Source organism: Vibrio sp. PBL-C16 (genome assembly GCF_034321865.1).
In the GTDB taxonomy this organism is placed as follows: Bacteria; Pseudomonadota; Gammaproteobacteria; order Enterobacterales; family Vibrionaceae; genus Vibrio; species Vibrio alginolyticus.
The window spans coordinates 2,098,353-2,114,182 of sequence record NZ_JAXLNY010000002.1 but is presented as its reverse complement, the minus strand read 5'-3'; the positions used below and the strand labels follow the sequence as shown (position 1 = coordinate 2,114,182).

Here is a 15,830-nt window from a genome sequence, read left to right as displayed (position 1 = left end):
TAAAGTGTCCTAAACTAAATTGAGTTGTTTTCTTACAACATTCAGGGGCACTTTATGTACGTTCGCAATCTCCGAAAACCTTCTGCAAACAAAAACGTTTATAAGTTTGTTAGTTCCAAAAACGGTTGCACCGTTATGTGTGAAAGCTCATTGGAATATGACTGTTGCTACTATTTGGAATATTCGGATGATGTTGTTAGCTACCAGTCTCAGCCGAAAGGCTACAGTTTCTCTTACCAGGGTAAAGAACACCCATACACTCCTGATTTTTTAGTTCATAAGAAAGATGGAACGTCCTATCTCATCGAAGTAAAACCACTATCCAAAACGTTTCAGCCAGAATTCCAAGATAAGTTTCGCCAAAATCAATTTATGGCGAATGAATTGGGAACATCACTATTACTTGTGACCGATAGACAAATTCGGAACGAAGTGCATCTTAATAATTTAAAACTCGTACATCGCTATAGTGGCTGCATTGAGAATTCTAGCCATTTAGAAAGAGTTTGGTCAGCTGTTAATCAATCGTCGTCCATCTGCATTAAGGTGTTATCAGAAATACTAAACCTAACGATTGGTGAAGTTTTTGCATCCGTACTGCGTCTTATTGGTTTGGGAAAAGCCAAGACAAAACTGGATGTTTTACTGGATGAAAACTCTTTAATTTCGGTGGCCTAATATGTCTTTCGGGCCATTTGAAGATGAGTTCGGTTCAATAACAAGTGACGTTCAGCAACAATATGAAGAAAGCTCTGAAGCTAAGTTATTTCGCCTGAAGTATTCACCGCTTGAAACCACAAACGTTATTGAACGAGATCTATCATCTTTTCCTGAAGCGCAGAAACTAAAAGCGCTTGAACGTTATAAATTAATCTCTCTGATTGCTAAGGAGATAAATGGTGGTTGGACACCTAAAAATCTTATTCCCTTGATAGATAAGCACATAGAAATACTTTCGATACCGAGACCAAGCGATCGTACAGTAAAGCGTTGGTATAAAGCTTTTTGTGAAAGCGATGGTGATATTAAGAGCTTGGTAGATAGCCATCACTTGAAGGGCAATCGTCAACCCAGAATTGAAGACGATGAACCGTTTTTTATAGAAGCAGTTGAACGTTTTCTAGATGCTAAAAGGCCAACATATTCCCAAGCATATGAATTCTATTGCGACAGAATAGAAATTGAAAATAGCAGTATTATCTCGGGGAAGATTCCGAAGATTAGTTATCAAGCGTTCAAGGAAAAGCTTAAAAAACTACCTCCGTATGCAGTAGCTTTAGCAAGATATGGTAAACATTATGCTGATAAATTATTTAACTATTATCAGTCATCAATTATGCCGACTAGGATTCTTGAGCGAGTCGAGATAGACCATACCCCTTTGGATTTAATACTACTAGATGACGAACTGTTAATCCCATTAGGTAGAGCTAATTTAACATTGCTTGTTGATGTGTTTAGTGGGTGTATTATTGGTTTTCATTTGGGCTTCAATCCTCCTAGCTATGTTTCTGTAGCTAAAGCAATTATTCATTCAGTTAAGAAAAAGAATTATATTCAGGGTATGGATGTTGAGTTTCAAAACGGTTGGTTATGCCATGGAAAAATGGAAACGCTAGTTGTCGATAACGGAGCTGAATTTTGGTCAGATAGCTTAGATCATGCCTGTACCGAAGCTGGAATTAACATAGAGTTTTGCAAAGTAGGGCAACCGTGGGAAAAACCAAGAGTAGAGAGAAAGTTTCTAGAGATTATTCAGGGCATTGCTGGTTGGGTACCAGGAAAAACGTTTTCAAATATTCTGGAAAAAGATGAATATGACCCTCAGAAAGACGCAGTTATGCGATTTAGTGTTTTTGTCGAAGAACTGCATCGCTGGATCATAGATGTGCACAATGCATCACCTAATAGCCGTTTTACCAAAATTCCTAATTATCACTGGAAGAAGAGTGAAGATGTGTTGCCACCGCCAGCATTAAATGAGAACGACGAAAAGAGTTTTAGCGTCGTAATGGGTAAGATTCATAAAGGAACAGTTACCAGTAAAGGGATAAAATTTAAGCACTTGACTTATGACAATGTGGCATTAGAGCACTATAGAAAGCAGTATCCTCAAACGAAAGAAAGCCGTAAAAAAACTATCAAAATAGATCCGGACGATTTATCAAGAATCTTCGTTTTTCTAGAGGAAATTGGCGGTTATATAGAAGTACCTTGTAACTTTGATCCGCTTGGTTACACCAAAAAACTTAGCCTTTGTGAGCATTTAAGAACGGTAAAAGTACATCGTGATTTTATAAAAGGACAAGTTGATTCACTATCGTTAGCCAAAGCACGTCAGGCGTTGCATGAGAGAATCAAGCAGGAACATGAAAACTTACGTCAAATGTCGTTACCTCAGCGTGCTAAGAAAGCTAAAAACGGTAAAAAAATGGCTGAACTGGCTGGCGTTAACAGCGATAGCCCTAAATCCATAACAACCGATTACCCGATAGAAGACATCATACAACCGCACGAATCTACACCTGTCGATGATCTCCAATCTCTTTGGAATAAACGCAGGGAATTACGGAAGTCGAGCAAATGAAAGCGCTTCACTTAACTAACAATGACATAGATTCGTTGCTAGCTGATTTCCATCAGTCTTTCGTTGTTTATCCTGACGTGGAAAAGATATTTGAAGGTTTAGATTGGATTGTTCGTCGTAGTCAGTTCGGCAAATTTACTCCTTCAATGCTAATTACAGGCGGAACAGGAGCAGGTAAAACTTCCGTAGTTGAAACTTATCTGAACAACCATTTTTCAGCTTCAGAGGTATTAATCACGCGAGTAAGGCCAAGTTTTGTAGAGACACTGATATGGGCAATTGAGAAATTAAACGTGTCATACAATCGTCGGTCTAAGTGCTCTGAGATAGGATTGCAAGATTACTTCATTGATAGTGTTAAAAAGTCTGGGTTGAAGTTATTGATTATTGAAGAGGCACAAGAGCTTTTTGAATGTGCGTCTGTTAAAGAGCGTCAAAAGATACGCGATAGACTCAAAATGATCAGTGATGAATGTCGGCTACCCATAGTGTTTGTTGGCATTCCCACGGCAAAGCTGATTCTGGAAGATTCGCAGTGGGATAGGCGAATTATGGTTAAGCGAGAGTTGCCATATATTTCCATAACAGGTGAAGAGTCTTTAGATGTATATATCGATTTACTTGAAGGGATAGAACAACAGTTGCCTATTTCAGTACAGCCTGAATTATCCGATATGGAAATAGCTATGCGTTTATTAGCAGCCAGCAAAGGGATGCTCAGTCTAATTAAAGAACTTGTAGGTTATGCGTTTGAACTGGCTTTACTTGAAGGTAAAAGTCAGATTACTAAAGCTGAATTTATTCAAGCGTTTAAATCCATTTTTGGTCCCGATATTAGTAACCCATTTGAGTTAGAACTCGAAAAATTATCAATTCCACAGGTTATTAAATACGAAAGTTTCTTAATCGACTCAGATAGTGGCGACATTAAGTTCACCCATCAGATATTTGAAGATATACCATTAACAGAATTGCTACGTTAACTATTTGCTTCGGAAGATAACTTATCCAATAACCCCGCCTTCTCTTCATCACTCAACTTATCAATCAGACAAGCCAATTCAGCCGTCACTTCATCTTTACAAAAGAAATAATTCAGCGGTACATCCAACTCTTCAGCCATACGGGTTAACGTTCCGATATCAGGGACATGACGACCTTTTTCGTAATGGTTCATGCGACCACTTGCAGAGCTTTCTTCCATTCCAATTTTTACCCCAAGATCTTTTTGGGTGATTTTGGCTTTTTTACGCGCTGCTTTGAGCCTCGCTGGGATCGGGTTTTCCACTTAGACATTCTTTTCTATACCTATAGATAACTTAGATTGTCTAAGTTTTACTTATTTTTGTATACTTAGCAATCCTAAGTTTTGTGGTGTTTAGAGGTTACAGTGAAAAGAACCAAAAAGCTCAGCCATCCAATTTATAACCTTTTGATAAATCGAAATTTGGATCGCTTTACAGTGATACAGGCCCGGGACGAACTGCAGCAATCGGAAGATCGGTTTGATGATGATAATCACGCGAGAAAGTACATATACCGCCAGATCAACCATCTGGTATCTAATGGCTACTTAAAGACGTTAGGTAAAGGCCGAGAAAAGCTTTATATAAAAACAGAAGCTTTTAATTTAGGTTCTTTTTCCAAGAAAACGGTTAAAAGGTACAAGTGCAAGTCATTGGAAGAGGAAAAAAGTGTCCAAATAGTTCAAACGGAACAATACATTGAAGCATTAGAAAAAGAGCGTGTTCAGTACAAGAGTGAATTGTCTGTAACATATGCTGAAGAACAGGAATACAGTCGTTTGATGAGTCGTTTCCCGGATAAAAAAGAACTATTGATGCCGATCTATGTGCAGGCTAAGGAACGTTCGGAAAGTACACTTGGGAAAATAAACGCTTTGACTGGTGCACTTAACGCAATCCAACATTCAGTTCTTTGAGTATGAGTATTTGACGGATCCGAAACGATTCAATGGGAGGTAGGCTGAATCGTTTTTGGACAATAACGACTTAGAGTAGATACCCTATAGTCCCGCTTTCAGATAACTTCTCGAATCCCAAAATGACAAAGAGACCACCGTTAATGGAGGTGGTCAATTTGCAAGGAATTGGACATAAGCTGCATCCCCCGAATTACGATGTCAGATTCACTTTATGCAGATTTTTACGAAGAACATGCAAAGCATGGTTTATCCCTGGAACACATTTGCCCCCAAATTGCTTCTTAAAGTGGGAAACTCCTTCGGTTAGTAACAAGATCTTCAACCAACATAATCTAAACCAAATATTTAAGAGTTTTGAGTCGTCACTTAAGCAAATAGTGGATTGAGTCGATTTCGGGCCATAAAGCTAGTAGACCACCCAAATGGGTTTTAATGCGGTAACGTGGTAACTCGTATTGAGATGTCCTTTGGTTGCTCAAGAGAATTAGTCGGAACTCATAAGGCGCTGTATTTTAAATGAATTTAAAATGTTTGATACCATGATATTATCAAACTATAACCATATAACCTTGAGACAAAAGGAAATTCTATGATTAACTATCTCAATACGTTGTTTGCAGATTTCAGGTTGTATAGCCTTTTTGGGGATGATGACAATTTCACCGTAACCCAACTATGGGTGTTGGAGATCGAAAGGGAAAGTTCGAGCGAGCTGCGCTTCCTATATGCTCGAACACTACCAAGTACCTATCAATCGGACACTTGGCAAGGTAGCGTTAGTACCAAAACACAACTCTATGATAATTGCTCAGTCAAGACTCATACCTTGACACTTCATACCTCTACCAAGAAATTAAAAGCTTTCCTTGAACACTTCATCAACGGAGCACCGCTCCAGAAAGCCAGCCAACTCGCCGAAGTCAATATCAGCGACAAATTAGCCAATACAGTAGGTGTTAATACATTTGGTGACAGTCCCCTCATTCGCTCTGTAATGCATCTGCCGACACGCGATTATTATCAATTCCAGACCAGTCGGTTAAGCCCAACTAGTTATTGTAGTGTTGACAGCGGCGCAATTTCTCCAGAGGACAAACCAAAGATATTCAGTGTCCCTGAGGGATGTGACATGATGATTGCCGAAGCTGCGTGCCAAGCATTAGATGCTGATACTGGCTTAGATTTCTCCAAAACGGATTCCTGGAGAATTAGTGACTTCGAGTTCATTTGCGCTCCAGGACTAAATGCCGCAGAGCGGTGTAAGTATGATATATCCTTGAAAGGCAAGCAGTCGTCTCTGACACTATTCGAATCATTAACTCGAGAACCCTCGGATTTATTAGTTATGATCAAAGCTTACAGTGAGGGTAGCATTCAGTCCTCTTACATTACCAACCTCAGCAAGAGCTCTTCTTACCCACTCCATCACCAGTTTGAACTTAAAGTGTTTCAAAACCAATCTAGCACAGCTTATACAATGGAAATCTTTGCACTTGGACCTAACGGAGAACATTCATCCCTCCTGCTTCAAACGGGCAACCATTTCATGCGCCAAATGAATTGCAATTTACAGCTAGTTGAACCTATCAGGGCATACGAGCAATTCTCATGGTTGGACAAGAAAGTACCGAAAAGAGAAAAGGTCAAATTGGAAGCAGCCAAGCAGGTTGGGCGTGCTATTCGCCCCTCTCGATCACAGATGAGCGATTATACAGCTGATCCATGGGTTCCACTTAATCGGCTCATCCAAGATAGAGTCAGGCAGCTATGCCCCAATAAATCCGACGGTCGGTTTTTTCCCACTCTCAACAATAGCAACGGTATGAGCCGTCTTGAGTTAAAGGACTGGCTCAAGAGCATCTTCGAACAACATCACGACGCGAAAATCGCTTGGATCGATCCGTATATGGAGGACGTCGGTATTGAGCTTCTCAACAGGTTGGGTACAGCTAGCGCTGATTACTTGATCATTACGACGGAGAAAACGTCTAATGATGATAGTACAAAAGAATCCGGCCAGCCCACCCGAGTTGACAATCTTCTGGCAAGATGTTCGGGCTGGAACAATGGCTATTTTGGAAGCGTTCATCTCAAGGTACTCGCAGTGCCAGAGAGTAAACTCCATGATCGCATGATCCTTATTCGCTCCGCCAATGGTCAGCCTTTATCAGGGTATCATCTTTCAAATTCAGTTCAGAGGGCCAGCGAAAACCACCCTCTGCTAGTGACCCCAATTCCTCTGGACGTGGTTCCACATGTATTTGAGTATGTTGATCAGATTATCCAAAACACACTCCATAGAGACGATAAGACGCCGCCTCCAGCAAGGATAATTTTCAATTCTACCGATATTAAGCCACGTGATGAAGAAAAGCCCAAGGGGTTGAGCCACAATTCTTCATTCGCTGAACCACAATGCGCCGGTAGTGTTATAGCTTGGTGGCTCGACGACGAACAGCTCTCAGATTTTTCCGGTTCCGAACTCATGGAGAAGATGAGTACTAAAGGATACGTTAAGGATGGACAACTAGATCCTGAGCACTTTGACGCTCTTCCGGCCAAATTCTGGAAGGAAGGGCTACCAATGGCAGATTTCCACTCAGCCTGGGATGCCCTTGGTTATGTGATAGCAAACTCCCCAGCTAGGCGCTATTCCGATAGCCTCTACAATAAGGAGCAGTCGGTATTATCCGAACAAGTGAAGCTTGCACTGTTGGAGCACATCTCCCCCTCCAGAGCAAACGCGCTGCAACCACGCCTCACAAATAAACAACTTGATATTGAACACTACCGTTCTCAGGGACTTATAGAACTACTGCTTTCAAAATGTGACCCGTTTAGTACATTCACATACTCACCCGTAGATACCTCATATAGCGACTACTTCTCTATACAGCTCCTATGGTCGGAAGCTCCAAAGCAGTTTGTATCTTGGTTAAATACAATACTCTCTAAACCAATCAAGCAACCTCGCTCCCATGCGCTTGTGGTTGAAGCCCTTAAGCATATTTGTTTGGTTGTTAGCTTCGACAAGCATCAAGAGCAAATTGATGCACTGTTGCAGAGTAATGTGAGTGTCATAACCTGGATAGGGCTTCATGCACTTGCAAAAAACATTAATGGAGGCGAATGGGGGATTGAAGCACTCTCGAAAATTGAGCATATCAGACCTTCCGCTGTTCGACGTACCATCCAGTGTTGGCTGATCAACGAAGCTAACTACTTCAATTCGGATATTAAACCACAACTCATCGCTTCGTTAACTCGATCGTTGGAGGCACCTCTCAAAGACAATGAGCTCAAGGATATTCTTCTGCCCGTTCGTAATCACAATGGCAGACTGCACCATTTCAAACCATGGATTCTTGAATCCATGCTTGTTCCTATGCTGGAACAAAGAATAATAGACATTACTCAAGTTGCTCATCAGTGGTTGACAGAGCTGATTAACCAATGGCAAACGGCGCTCAAGAATAACCGCCTCGATTTCATGCTTGAAACAGACGGTGCGTTCACAGATGAGCTGGCTGTGTTGACCAAATACCTAAGCCCTGACGTTCGAGAGAAAATTTTCAGCAAACTCCAGAAGGTTTTTAATACGCTGGCTCGAACTATCAGGAGACCGATGAGCGCTCAAATAAGCTGGAACTCATACAGTAATGCGCATCAAGTTAACCTATGGCTCTATGCATTCGCTAATAGGATGGCAGAGTTGCTACCTGATAAGCCATCACCTTTGAATGAGCTTTTGTTGGAAAGCAAAGAAATTATAGAACGAATTTCCCCATCTACTTGGGACAGTTTTTCAATCAACAAACTCTCTATTTACGCAATGGCTGATCCCAAACATATTAGGTCACATAACCTTCACCAAATTATTAAGAACACACTCACCACGCACTAACTCCTGTTTGTTAAGTAGTATATTAGGCCACTTGAGTTGATTGTAGTGGCCACCCTAAAATGATCGCGATATAAAGGCTTCCCACATTATTCTTATCCGTGTAGAAGGTCTGTTGTTTTGCTTCTAACGTAAAATTATCTAGTTTTTAGGTATGCTTTTCTGTGGTCTCGCATAACTATGCACACGAAAATGACTCGTTGAGAACACCGTTTTTGAACTTTTTTGGGAGATTCCTTTCATCCCCCTGCACTACCAACCATGAGTACAAATACTGCTATTCCCATGGCACGATTCGCTACTGAGTAATAGCGTTAACAAGGAATGGGGCAAAACCGTCTTAGAACTATTACATACACAACGTGCCCACTACGAATGTGTTCACGGGTAAAAACACCATATGTATCGCTTCAACTAAACAGGTACCGTACACAAAGACCACAGCCAACACCGACCAACTTCTTGGATTTATATCCAACTTTTTGGCTCGATAAACAAAAAATTGTATCGGCGTATACTACTATCATCCTACCTGGCTGATTTTGCAGAAGAAAGTTCATGGCATGCTTACTGCTTATTGCCGTGATAACTAGTATTCACTTTAGGTATTTGTGTGTCCTATAAAGTTCTTCCACTGTCGGAAGTAATGTCTCATGAATTTGGATTGATAGAGGGCAACTTCCATAATATTTCGGAAGCGGATATCGCCTCTGCTATTCCTTCACATCTTACTTTTGAACAGCTAAAGCAGCATCTCTACGAAGGCAATCTCGTACTCGTGAGTGATACGCCTCAAACTCCCGCTCTACTTAGTTACAACGACCCAATAGGTCCTAAAACTTGGAGGCTGAACTCTGAGGTTATCCCAGCATTCTCTGATGATGCCGCTAATAATTTATTAGCAAAAACGAAAATCACCAGAACAACGGGAGGATACAGCTCTTGTCTAGGGGAAACCTCGACGCTCGAACGAGTTTACACGCCGCAGCCAATCGCAACCGAAAGTGAAGAGGAAATCACCAAGGAATTTGAGTACAGCTTCGAAGTTGGCTGCTCGGATGCCACCATAAAGAAAATGGTGCACAGTGACTTTGCTTTAGCGAAAACTGAAAAAGAGAACGCGTTAACTCGCTGGGAACAAACCAATACCGAGCAAGGCACCCGCTACACAGCGTTATGTGTATTTGATGAGCCAAAGCGTTTAAATATCCACATCGCTGATGACAATCTCGGGCTGACGCCACAGGAAGCCGTCACACTAAAAAAAGTCGGCAGCCATAAAGCTGAGGAAGGTTTTATACCTGTTGTCCCTGCAGTGCGATTGGGCGAACGTTTAGGTTTGCCTACTGAAGGCTATTACTACCACTTTAATGATGGTGAACTTGTCCAAGAATACAAAATTCTTGGGGACGAAAAATGGGCGTTTTACGCTACGCAATCGACACAAGACAAGCTCAATGACGAGCGTGGTTTTACTAAAGACCAAAGCGCTATTTTGGTGTATTGGAAATTAGCCGATCAAATCATCGAAAATCAATACATCATTTATCTTGAGCGACAAATCACGCGTGAAGAGCTCGATAATCTCAGTGAAGATTGGCTGTGTGAAAACGGGATAAAGTTGGATATCCCCGCATTGTTTGATGCGGTCAAACAGCCGGAAGAAGCGCGCTCAGAAGGTAACAACGATGAGACGCAAGCGGAACAAACCGCAGCGACGCACACCGTAACGGTAGGGGAAGACTGGCAAAGCATCGCTGAACTATATGGTATGGGAGCTAAAGCCTTGCTCTTGCTTAACCCAGTGTTTGAGGCCGACCCTCTGTCACTTGCGGTAGGTGATGAAATTATTGTTGCTGAGAAACAGCAACAACAAGCACCGGACAAAAAGAATACATTTCCGCCGCTGCGCCCACAAACTTACAACAACATCCGCAACAGTCATTATCAGCACAGTGATCCATTACTCGGGTTGACCAAATATAGAGCCATTAACACTGCCGATTGCATAGAAGGCGATGTGGTAATCCTCAATTTAAAAGACGCCACGAGCTTGCTCGTGTTCGCTAAATCCTGCACCAGACCAGAGGGATGTATTGAAATTGGCGACCAACAAGAGTCAATAAGTAACTTTGGTCCTTGGTCATTCTTCTTTGCACAAGCCAATGCAAACCCAGCTGCTGTCATACCCGCCATTCAAGCGACACAAGCACAAATGGCTATGGGCAGTTCCGCAGCTGTCGCCGGTTCCCCAGAGCAAATGCAGCAAACCCAAACCGCAGCGATGCAGTTAGATAAACTGGCCGGCACATTGAAAGACAAAATCGTCGAGGGCTACCGCTGGCAGGTCGAAGGTATTGGCGCTTTGTTTGCCATGCAGCAAAGCTTATTTGGCGATAACACCCAATACACAGACCAAGATTTACGCCAAGTAACCACGGCGCAAAGCCGCGTTCGTGTCCACATTACCGAGCCCCAAGATGGTGAGTTTTATCCGCACGTACAGGGCTATCATGTAGATGACACACGAATCCCCATCAAATATGTGAAACAAGGGAACAATGGTCAGTTGTCCGTTGCGATTGAAGAGAACGGACCAACCATATATTGGACTCCAGAAGAAAACGGTGAAGCAAGTTGGCAAACTACCCCCGATCATAGTGATGGGTTTGAAAAAGACGATATACTGGTCACGCCAATCCACTCGGATAGCGATGCGAACGTCACCGTTACGCCTGCGCCTGAAGAGAAAGACTGGCGTGATGCGATCTTGGTATTCCCTGAAAGCTCAGGCATTGCTCCGCTCTATGTAGTTTACAAAGAAAGACTGAGGGATAAGCCCGGAGTCGTTACTGGTAAGGGCGAAGATATCTTGGGTATCTGGTTAGCTGATGCGGGTAAAGATTTAGGAGCTCCAATACCGTCTCAAATTGCTGATAAGCTAAGAGGAAGTGAGTTCAGTAGCTTTGACGATTTTAGAAGAGTCTTCTGGGGCGAGATTGCCAATGATCCTACTCTATCAAGTCAATTTATACCTGCGAACCTTAAACGGATGATGGATGGCAAAGCTCCTCGAGCAAGGTTTAAGGATACCGTTGGAGGAAGACGTTCTTTCGAACTACACCATGTTGAAGAAATACAACATGGCGGTTCTGTATACGATGTTGACAATTTAAGAGTAAACACCCCCCGTAACCATATTGATATACACAAGAGTTAACGATGGAATTAAAAGACACACTGAGTGCTTATACTGAAGCTGATTTCATAAACTTAATAGATGAGATAATTGAATCAAAGGGCAGCGATGATTATCAAGATAAGTTGCTTGAACACTTCATATTAATTACGGAGCATCCGGCGGGTTCAGACTTAATTTACTACCCAGAGAACCCGGGTGAGGATACGCCTGAAGGGATAGTCAAAATAGTGAAAGATTGGCGTGCTAGTCAGGGACTTCCTTGCTTCAAAGAGTAAAAGCTAAAAGGCGTCACGATGACGCCTTTTCTCATTCCCATTCCTCAACCTGCTCTAAAAACCGCTCAAAATCCTCTTGTGTCAGAACCTTATGGCTGCTCTCGGTGAACTCAATATTTTGTCCATTGCGATTGTAGATAACGTACCAACCATCAATTGGACGCCAGAAAAAACGGTGAAGCAAGTTGGCAAACTCCCGATTCAAGTCAATTTATACCTGCTAACCTTAAACGGACGATGGGTGGCAAAGCTCCTCGAACAACGTTTAAGGATACCGCTGGGGGAAGACGTTCTTTCTAAATGCACCATGTTGAATAAATACAACATTGTGGTTCTGTGTACGATGTTGACAACTTAAGAGCCCCCGTAATACAACATGAGGATTAACAACGAATAGCATTAGAAGAATGGATTACTTTTAGTAAGGCAAAACCCAATTAACAGGATATGAATGAGTATTTACTCTGTCTTATAATGGGGCAGCTTCAAGTTACGCTGTCCTGTGCCTACCTGTGAGCACCGTGAAGTGTACTTTTAATTTATTAACTAGTCTCATTTGTAATCTGCCAAATCAGGGGACATACTAAAACTTAGTTATTCTAAGTTTTAGGTTGGCAATGGATACGGAAATTGAAGTCTACTCTGATGAATCGCTCGAAAGCTTTCTACTGCGTTTAAGTAAGTATCAAGGCTACGAGCGGTTCGCTCATTTCGCTGAAGACATTTGGCAAACTACGCTACTACAACATGAAGCTATTCCCGGCGCTTTTCCTTTCGAGTTAAGTCGAATCAATATCTATAAAGCTCAAACAACTAGCCAAATGCGAGTTCGAGTACTCATAGATTTAGCAAAGCGGCTGAAACGTAATGATTTTGGTATTCTGCGATTAGCTCTTTCCCATTCGAATGCGAGTTTATCTCCGGATTACAAAGCGGTGCATCGCTTTGGTGTTGATTACCCTCAAGCTTTTCTTAGAAAACGTTTCACACCGGTTTGCCCTAAATGCATAGAAGAAGCACCTTATATCCGTCAATTCTGGCATTTTATTCCCTACCAAGTTTGCCATAAACACTACTGCCAACTCGTTCAGCGATGCCCTGAATGCGGAAAATTATTGGACTACCAGTCGTCAGAGCTAATTGAGCAGTGTGAATGTGGTTTTTCTTTAGCCAATAGCGAATCAGAGAAGGAAAGTGGTTCGGCTTATATCGTTGCTCAATGGCTAACGGGAGATATGCCCGTAAAATCTGGTTTTATGAGTCAGAAACTGACTCAATCAAGTCGATTTGGGTTTCTGCTTTGGTATATCAACCGATATGGTGAACTTGATGATATTAGTTTCGACGACTTTGTTGAGTGCTGTAAAACTTGGCCGAAGAAGCTCTATGCCGATCTAGATGCAACCGTGCAAAGGGCTGATGTAGTGCGAATTCAGCCTTGGAATAAAATCTACTTCAGCGAAGTGTTTGGTGATTTACTGAAAGAGTGCCGAAACCTTCCAAGTCGTGACCTTAGCAGAAATCCAGTGCTGCAGAATGTGATTCGGTATTTCAGTAGGTTGGTTGCTAATTATCCCAGGGCGAAATCAGCTAACATCGGTGATGTGTTATTAAGTCCGTTAGAAGCTTCAACACTTCTTTCATGTAGCACCGATGAAATACGCCGCTTATACCAGTTTGGAGAGCTTAAAGCGCAGCTCACGCCCAAATTGCACACTAAAATTGAAAACCATCACTCTGTTTTCACTCTTCGTAGCATCATTGAGCTCAAATTATCCAGCATGTGCAGTGAAACCGATGGTTTAAATCATTATTTGCCAGAGTGGTAAGTTATGACGACTTTGCAAAATTTAATCGACATTGAAGATCCCCAACTCCGCTTTGCTGAGATTAAAAAAGCGTTCATGCCGTATACACGACCAGTAGACGTCGATGGGAATGAAAAACAGGCATTAGTTGTGTTACTCAATCTATCCTTGAGTAAACCGGAAGCTAAAGACTGGCTCGATTTTACTCGTGCTTTGGGTTACTTCGCCAATTCAGATAATTTAGTGACTGCTGAACAAGAAATTCAGTGGTTTCATACTCATAACCTCAAGTTTCCAGATTGCCGTGTATCGGAGCAGCGAATTATAGCAACGCCTCTGTACAGTGAGACGCTGACACTTACCAGTCAGTCATTAAATAGAACTTATGGGTGGGCACATAATTCTGCCGTTTATAAACATACTATCTGGTTATTGAATGAGTTCCGCTGGCGCGGAAGAGTGGAAAATCTACTTAATCTCATTTGTGCTGGCGATGATTTCTGGCTGGAACTTTTAGCTGATATCGAATTAAAACCTAAAGCACAAATACAGCTCAAAGACCTAATTGAACGTCAGTTGCCACCGACTCATCTTCCCGACAAAGTGAACCGCTATAGCAAGCAGCTACGCTTCCCCTGGAAGGGTGACTATTTATCCGTAACTCCAGTGGTTAGTCATGCTATGCAGCAGGAGCTCTCTGTATTGTCTCGTCAAGGTGAATGCTCTCTTCGCTTTAAAACGATGAGCTATCCCAATTCAGCTAGTATTGGGAATTTATGTGGCTCACTTGGCGGATATATAAATATACTCAGCTATCCGATTGAAGTAATAGCGAATCGGCATCAAACACTCGGTGCAAGCCGCAGTAGAACTAACCGCTACTTCGATGATTTTCAGTTAACCTCAAAAAGAACCTGTAGTGTGTTAGCTCATTTGACAGGTTTTGAACAACCTCAAACGCGCAAAGCGCAGAAACATGTTCGCCAATATCAACTTAAAGTCATACGTAAACAAATTGCGCGATGGTTACTACCGCTCATCGAATTACGAGACAATTTAGTTACAGAACCAATAGGTTTTTATGATGATCCAGAGGACGAGCTGGTGAAGCGGTTCTTAACCATCAATGAGTCTGATTTTTTAGATCTGACAACTGGTTTAAATCAACGCTTGAACTTAGCTCTGCAGAACAACCGCTTTGCTTCTCGTTTCGCCTACCATCCAAAACTGATGCGAGTCTTAAAAACGGAACTTATATGGGTACTAACTCAGCTAAGTAGTCCTGAACCTGATCTTCCTTCCGTTTTTGATAGCAAAGTGCAGTATCTTTATCTTTCATCTATGAGGGTATTTGATGCCGCGGCTTTGAGTTGTCCATATTTATCAGGTGCACCTTCATTAACGGCAGTGTGGGGATTTGTTCATCGTTACCAACGAGAGTTGCAAGATTTACTGCCTGATGGTGAAGGTCAATTCGAGTTTAAAGACTTTGCTATTTTCGTTCGCAATGAATTAGTTCAAACCAGCGCAAAACTCACCGAATCAAGTGTAATAGCTAAAGCTCGGAGTATTTCCCCAGTTAAGCGAACCACAATCATTCGTGAAGACAGCTCTGATTTAGTATTCGATATTGTGATTACAATAGAAAGTGACCAGCGTCTCTCAGACTACCAAAGCCAGTTAAGAGCAGCGTTACCAACTAATTTCGCCGGAGGTACTTTGCTTCAACCTGAAATTAAACCAGAGATTAATTGGCTAAGAACCTTTGTGAGTCAGTCAGTTCTGTTTCAAGCGGTGAAAGGTTTACCTGGCTATGGTACTTGGTTATCACCATATTCTTTTCAGCCTCAAAATCTGGCTGAGTTACAAGAGCGTTTATCTATTGATGGTTCGTTAATTCCGGTAGTAAATGGCTTTCATTTTCTAGAGCAGCCACAGGAACGAAAGGGCGCATCGACGAACCTTCACACTTATGCGGAAAACAATATTGCTTTAGCGAAGCGGGTTAATCCAATCGAAGTAAGATTAGCTGGAAGAGATCAATTTTTTGAGCAGGTATTTTGGTCGCTGGAGGTGACAGAGCAGACTATCCTTATAACAAAAAGGATTTAG

The 15,830-nt window shown here is 42.0% G+C and carries 11 protein-coding genes; 10 read left to right on the top strand and 1 reads right to left on the bottom strand.

Annotation, left to right across the window (positions count from 1 at the left end; translation table 11 throughout):
* The first annotated feature begins 54 nt into the window (after positions 1 to 54).
* Genes UQW94_RS17860 through UQW94_RS17850 form a run of 3 tightly spaced genes read left to right on the top strand, consistent with a single transcriptional unit; the run spans position 55 to position 3,570 of the window.
* Positions 55 to 678 carry a TnsA endonuclease N-terminal domain-containing protein gene (locus UQW94_RS17860; protein WP_213986683.1) on the top strand — a complete coding sequence of 208 codons (624 nt, stop codon included), beginning with the start codon at positions 55 to 57 and terminating at the stop codon, positions 676 to 678.
* A gap of 1 nt (position 679) precedes the next feature.
* Entirely contained in the window at positions 680 to 2,587 is a 1,908-nt protein-coding gene (locus tag UQW94_RS17855) for a Mu transposase C-terminal domain-containing protein (protein WP_322142459.1), read from the top strand.
* Positions 2,584 to 3,570, top strand: coding sequence for a TniB family NTP-binding protein (locus UQW94_RS17850; protein WP_213986681.1), 987 nt, complete (start codon positions 2,584 to 2,586; stop codon positions 3,568 to 3,570). Before UQW94_RS17855 ends, UQW94_RS17850 begins: the two co-directional genes overlap by 4 nt.
* Here the strand turns inward: UQW94_RS17850 and UQW94_RS17845 are convergent.
* A complete protein-coding gene (locus UQW94_RS17845; protein ID WP_213986680.1) occupies positions 3,567 to 3,875 on the bottom strand; it encodes a helix-turn-helix transcriptional regulator in 309 nt (102 codons plus the stop codon). The two genes, UQW94_RS17850 and UQW94_RS17845, sit on opposite strands and share 4 nt — an antisense overlap.
* Before the next feature lie 102 nt (positions 3,876 to 3,977).
* Here UQW94_RS17845 and UQW94_RS17840 point away from each other — a divergent pair, with 102 nt between their 5' ends.
* The 7 genes from UQW94_RS17840 to UQW94_RS17810 all read left to right on the top strand — a co-directional run bounded on the left by UQW94_RS17840 (position 3,978) and on the right by UQW94_RS17810 (position 15,830).
* On the top strand, positions 3,978 to 4,529 hold the full coding sequence (locus tag UQW94_RS17840; RefSeq protein WP_322142458.1) for a hypothetical protein: 552 nt from the start codon (positions 3,978 to 3,980) through the stop codon (positions 4,527 to 4,529).
* A 592-nt stretch (positions 4,530 to 5,121) separates the two neighbouring features.
* Positions 5,122 to 8,436, top strand: coding sequence for a VPA1262 family protein (locus UQW94_RS17835; RefSeq protein WP_322142457.1), 3,315 nt, complete (start codon positions 5,122 to 5,124; stop codon positions 8,434 to 8,436).
* Between the two features lie 610 nt (positions 8,437 to 9,046).
* The gene (locus tag UQW94_RS17830) at positions 9,047 to 11,653 is read left to right on the top strand and encodes an S-type pyocin family protein (RefSeq protein WP_322142456.1); all 2,607 of its coding nucleotides are present in this window, start codon (positions 9,047 to 9,049) and stop codon (positions 11,651 to 11,653) included.
* A gap of 2 nt (positions 11,654 to 11,655) precedes the next feature.
* Entirely contained in the window at positions 11,656 to 11,910 is a 255-nt protein-coding gene (locus UQW94_RS17825; RefSeq protein WP_025767126.1) for a bacteriocin immunity protein, read from the top strand.
* A 91-nt stretch (positions 11,911 to 12,001) separates the two neighbouring features.
* The gene (locus UQW94_RS17820; RefSeq protein ID WP_322142455.1) at positions 12,002 to 12,268 is read left to right on the top strand and encodes a hypothetical protein; all 267 of its coding nucleotides are present in this window, start codon (positions 12,002 to 12,004) and stop codon (positions 12,266 to 12,268) included.
* Positions 12,269 to 12,527: 259 nt separating this feature from the next.
* Positions 12,528 to 13,739 carry a TniQ family protein gene (locus UQW94_RS17815; RefSeq protein WP_213986674.1) on the top strand — a complete coding sequence of 404 codons (1,212 nt, stop codon included), beginning with the start codon at positions 12,528 to 12,530 and terminating at the stop codon, positions 13,737 to 13,739.
* A 3-nt stretch (positions 13,740 to 13,742) separates the two neighbouring features.
* Entirely contained in the window at positions 13,743 to 15,830 is a 2,088-nt protein-coding gene (locus UQW94_RS17810) for a type I-F CRISPR-associated protein Csy2 (protein WP_322142454.1), read from the top strand.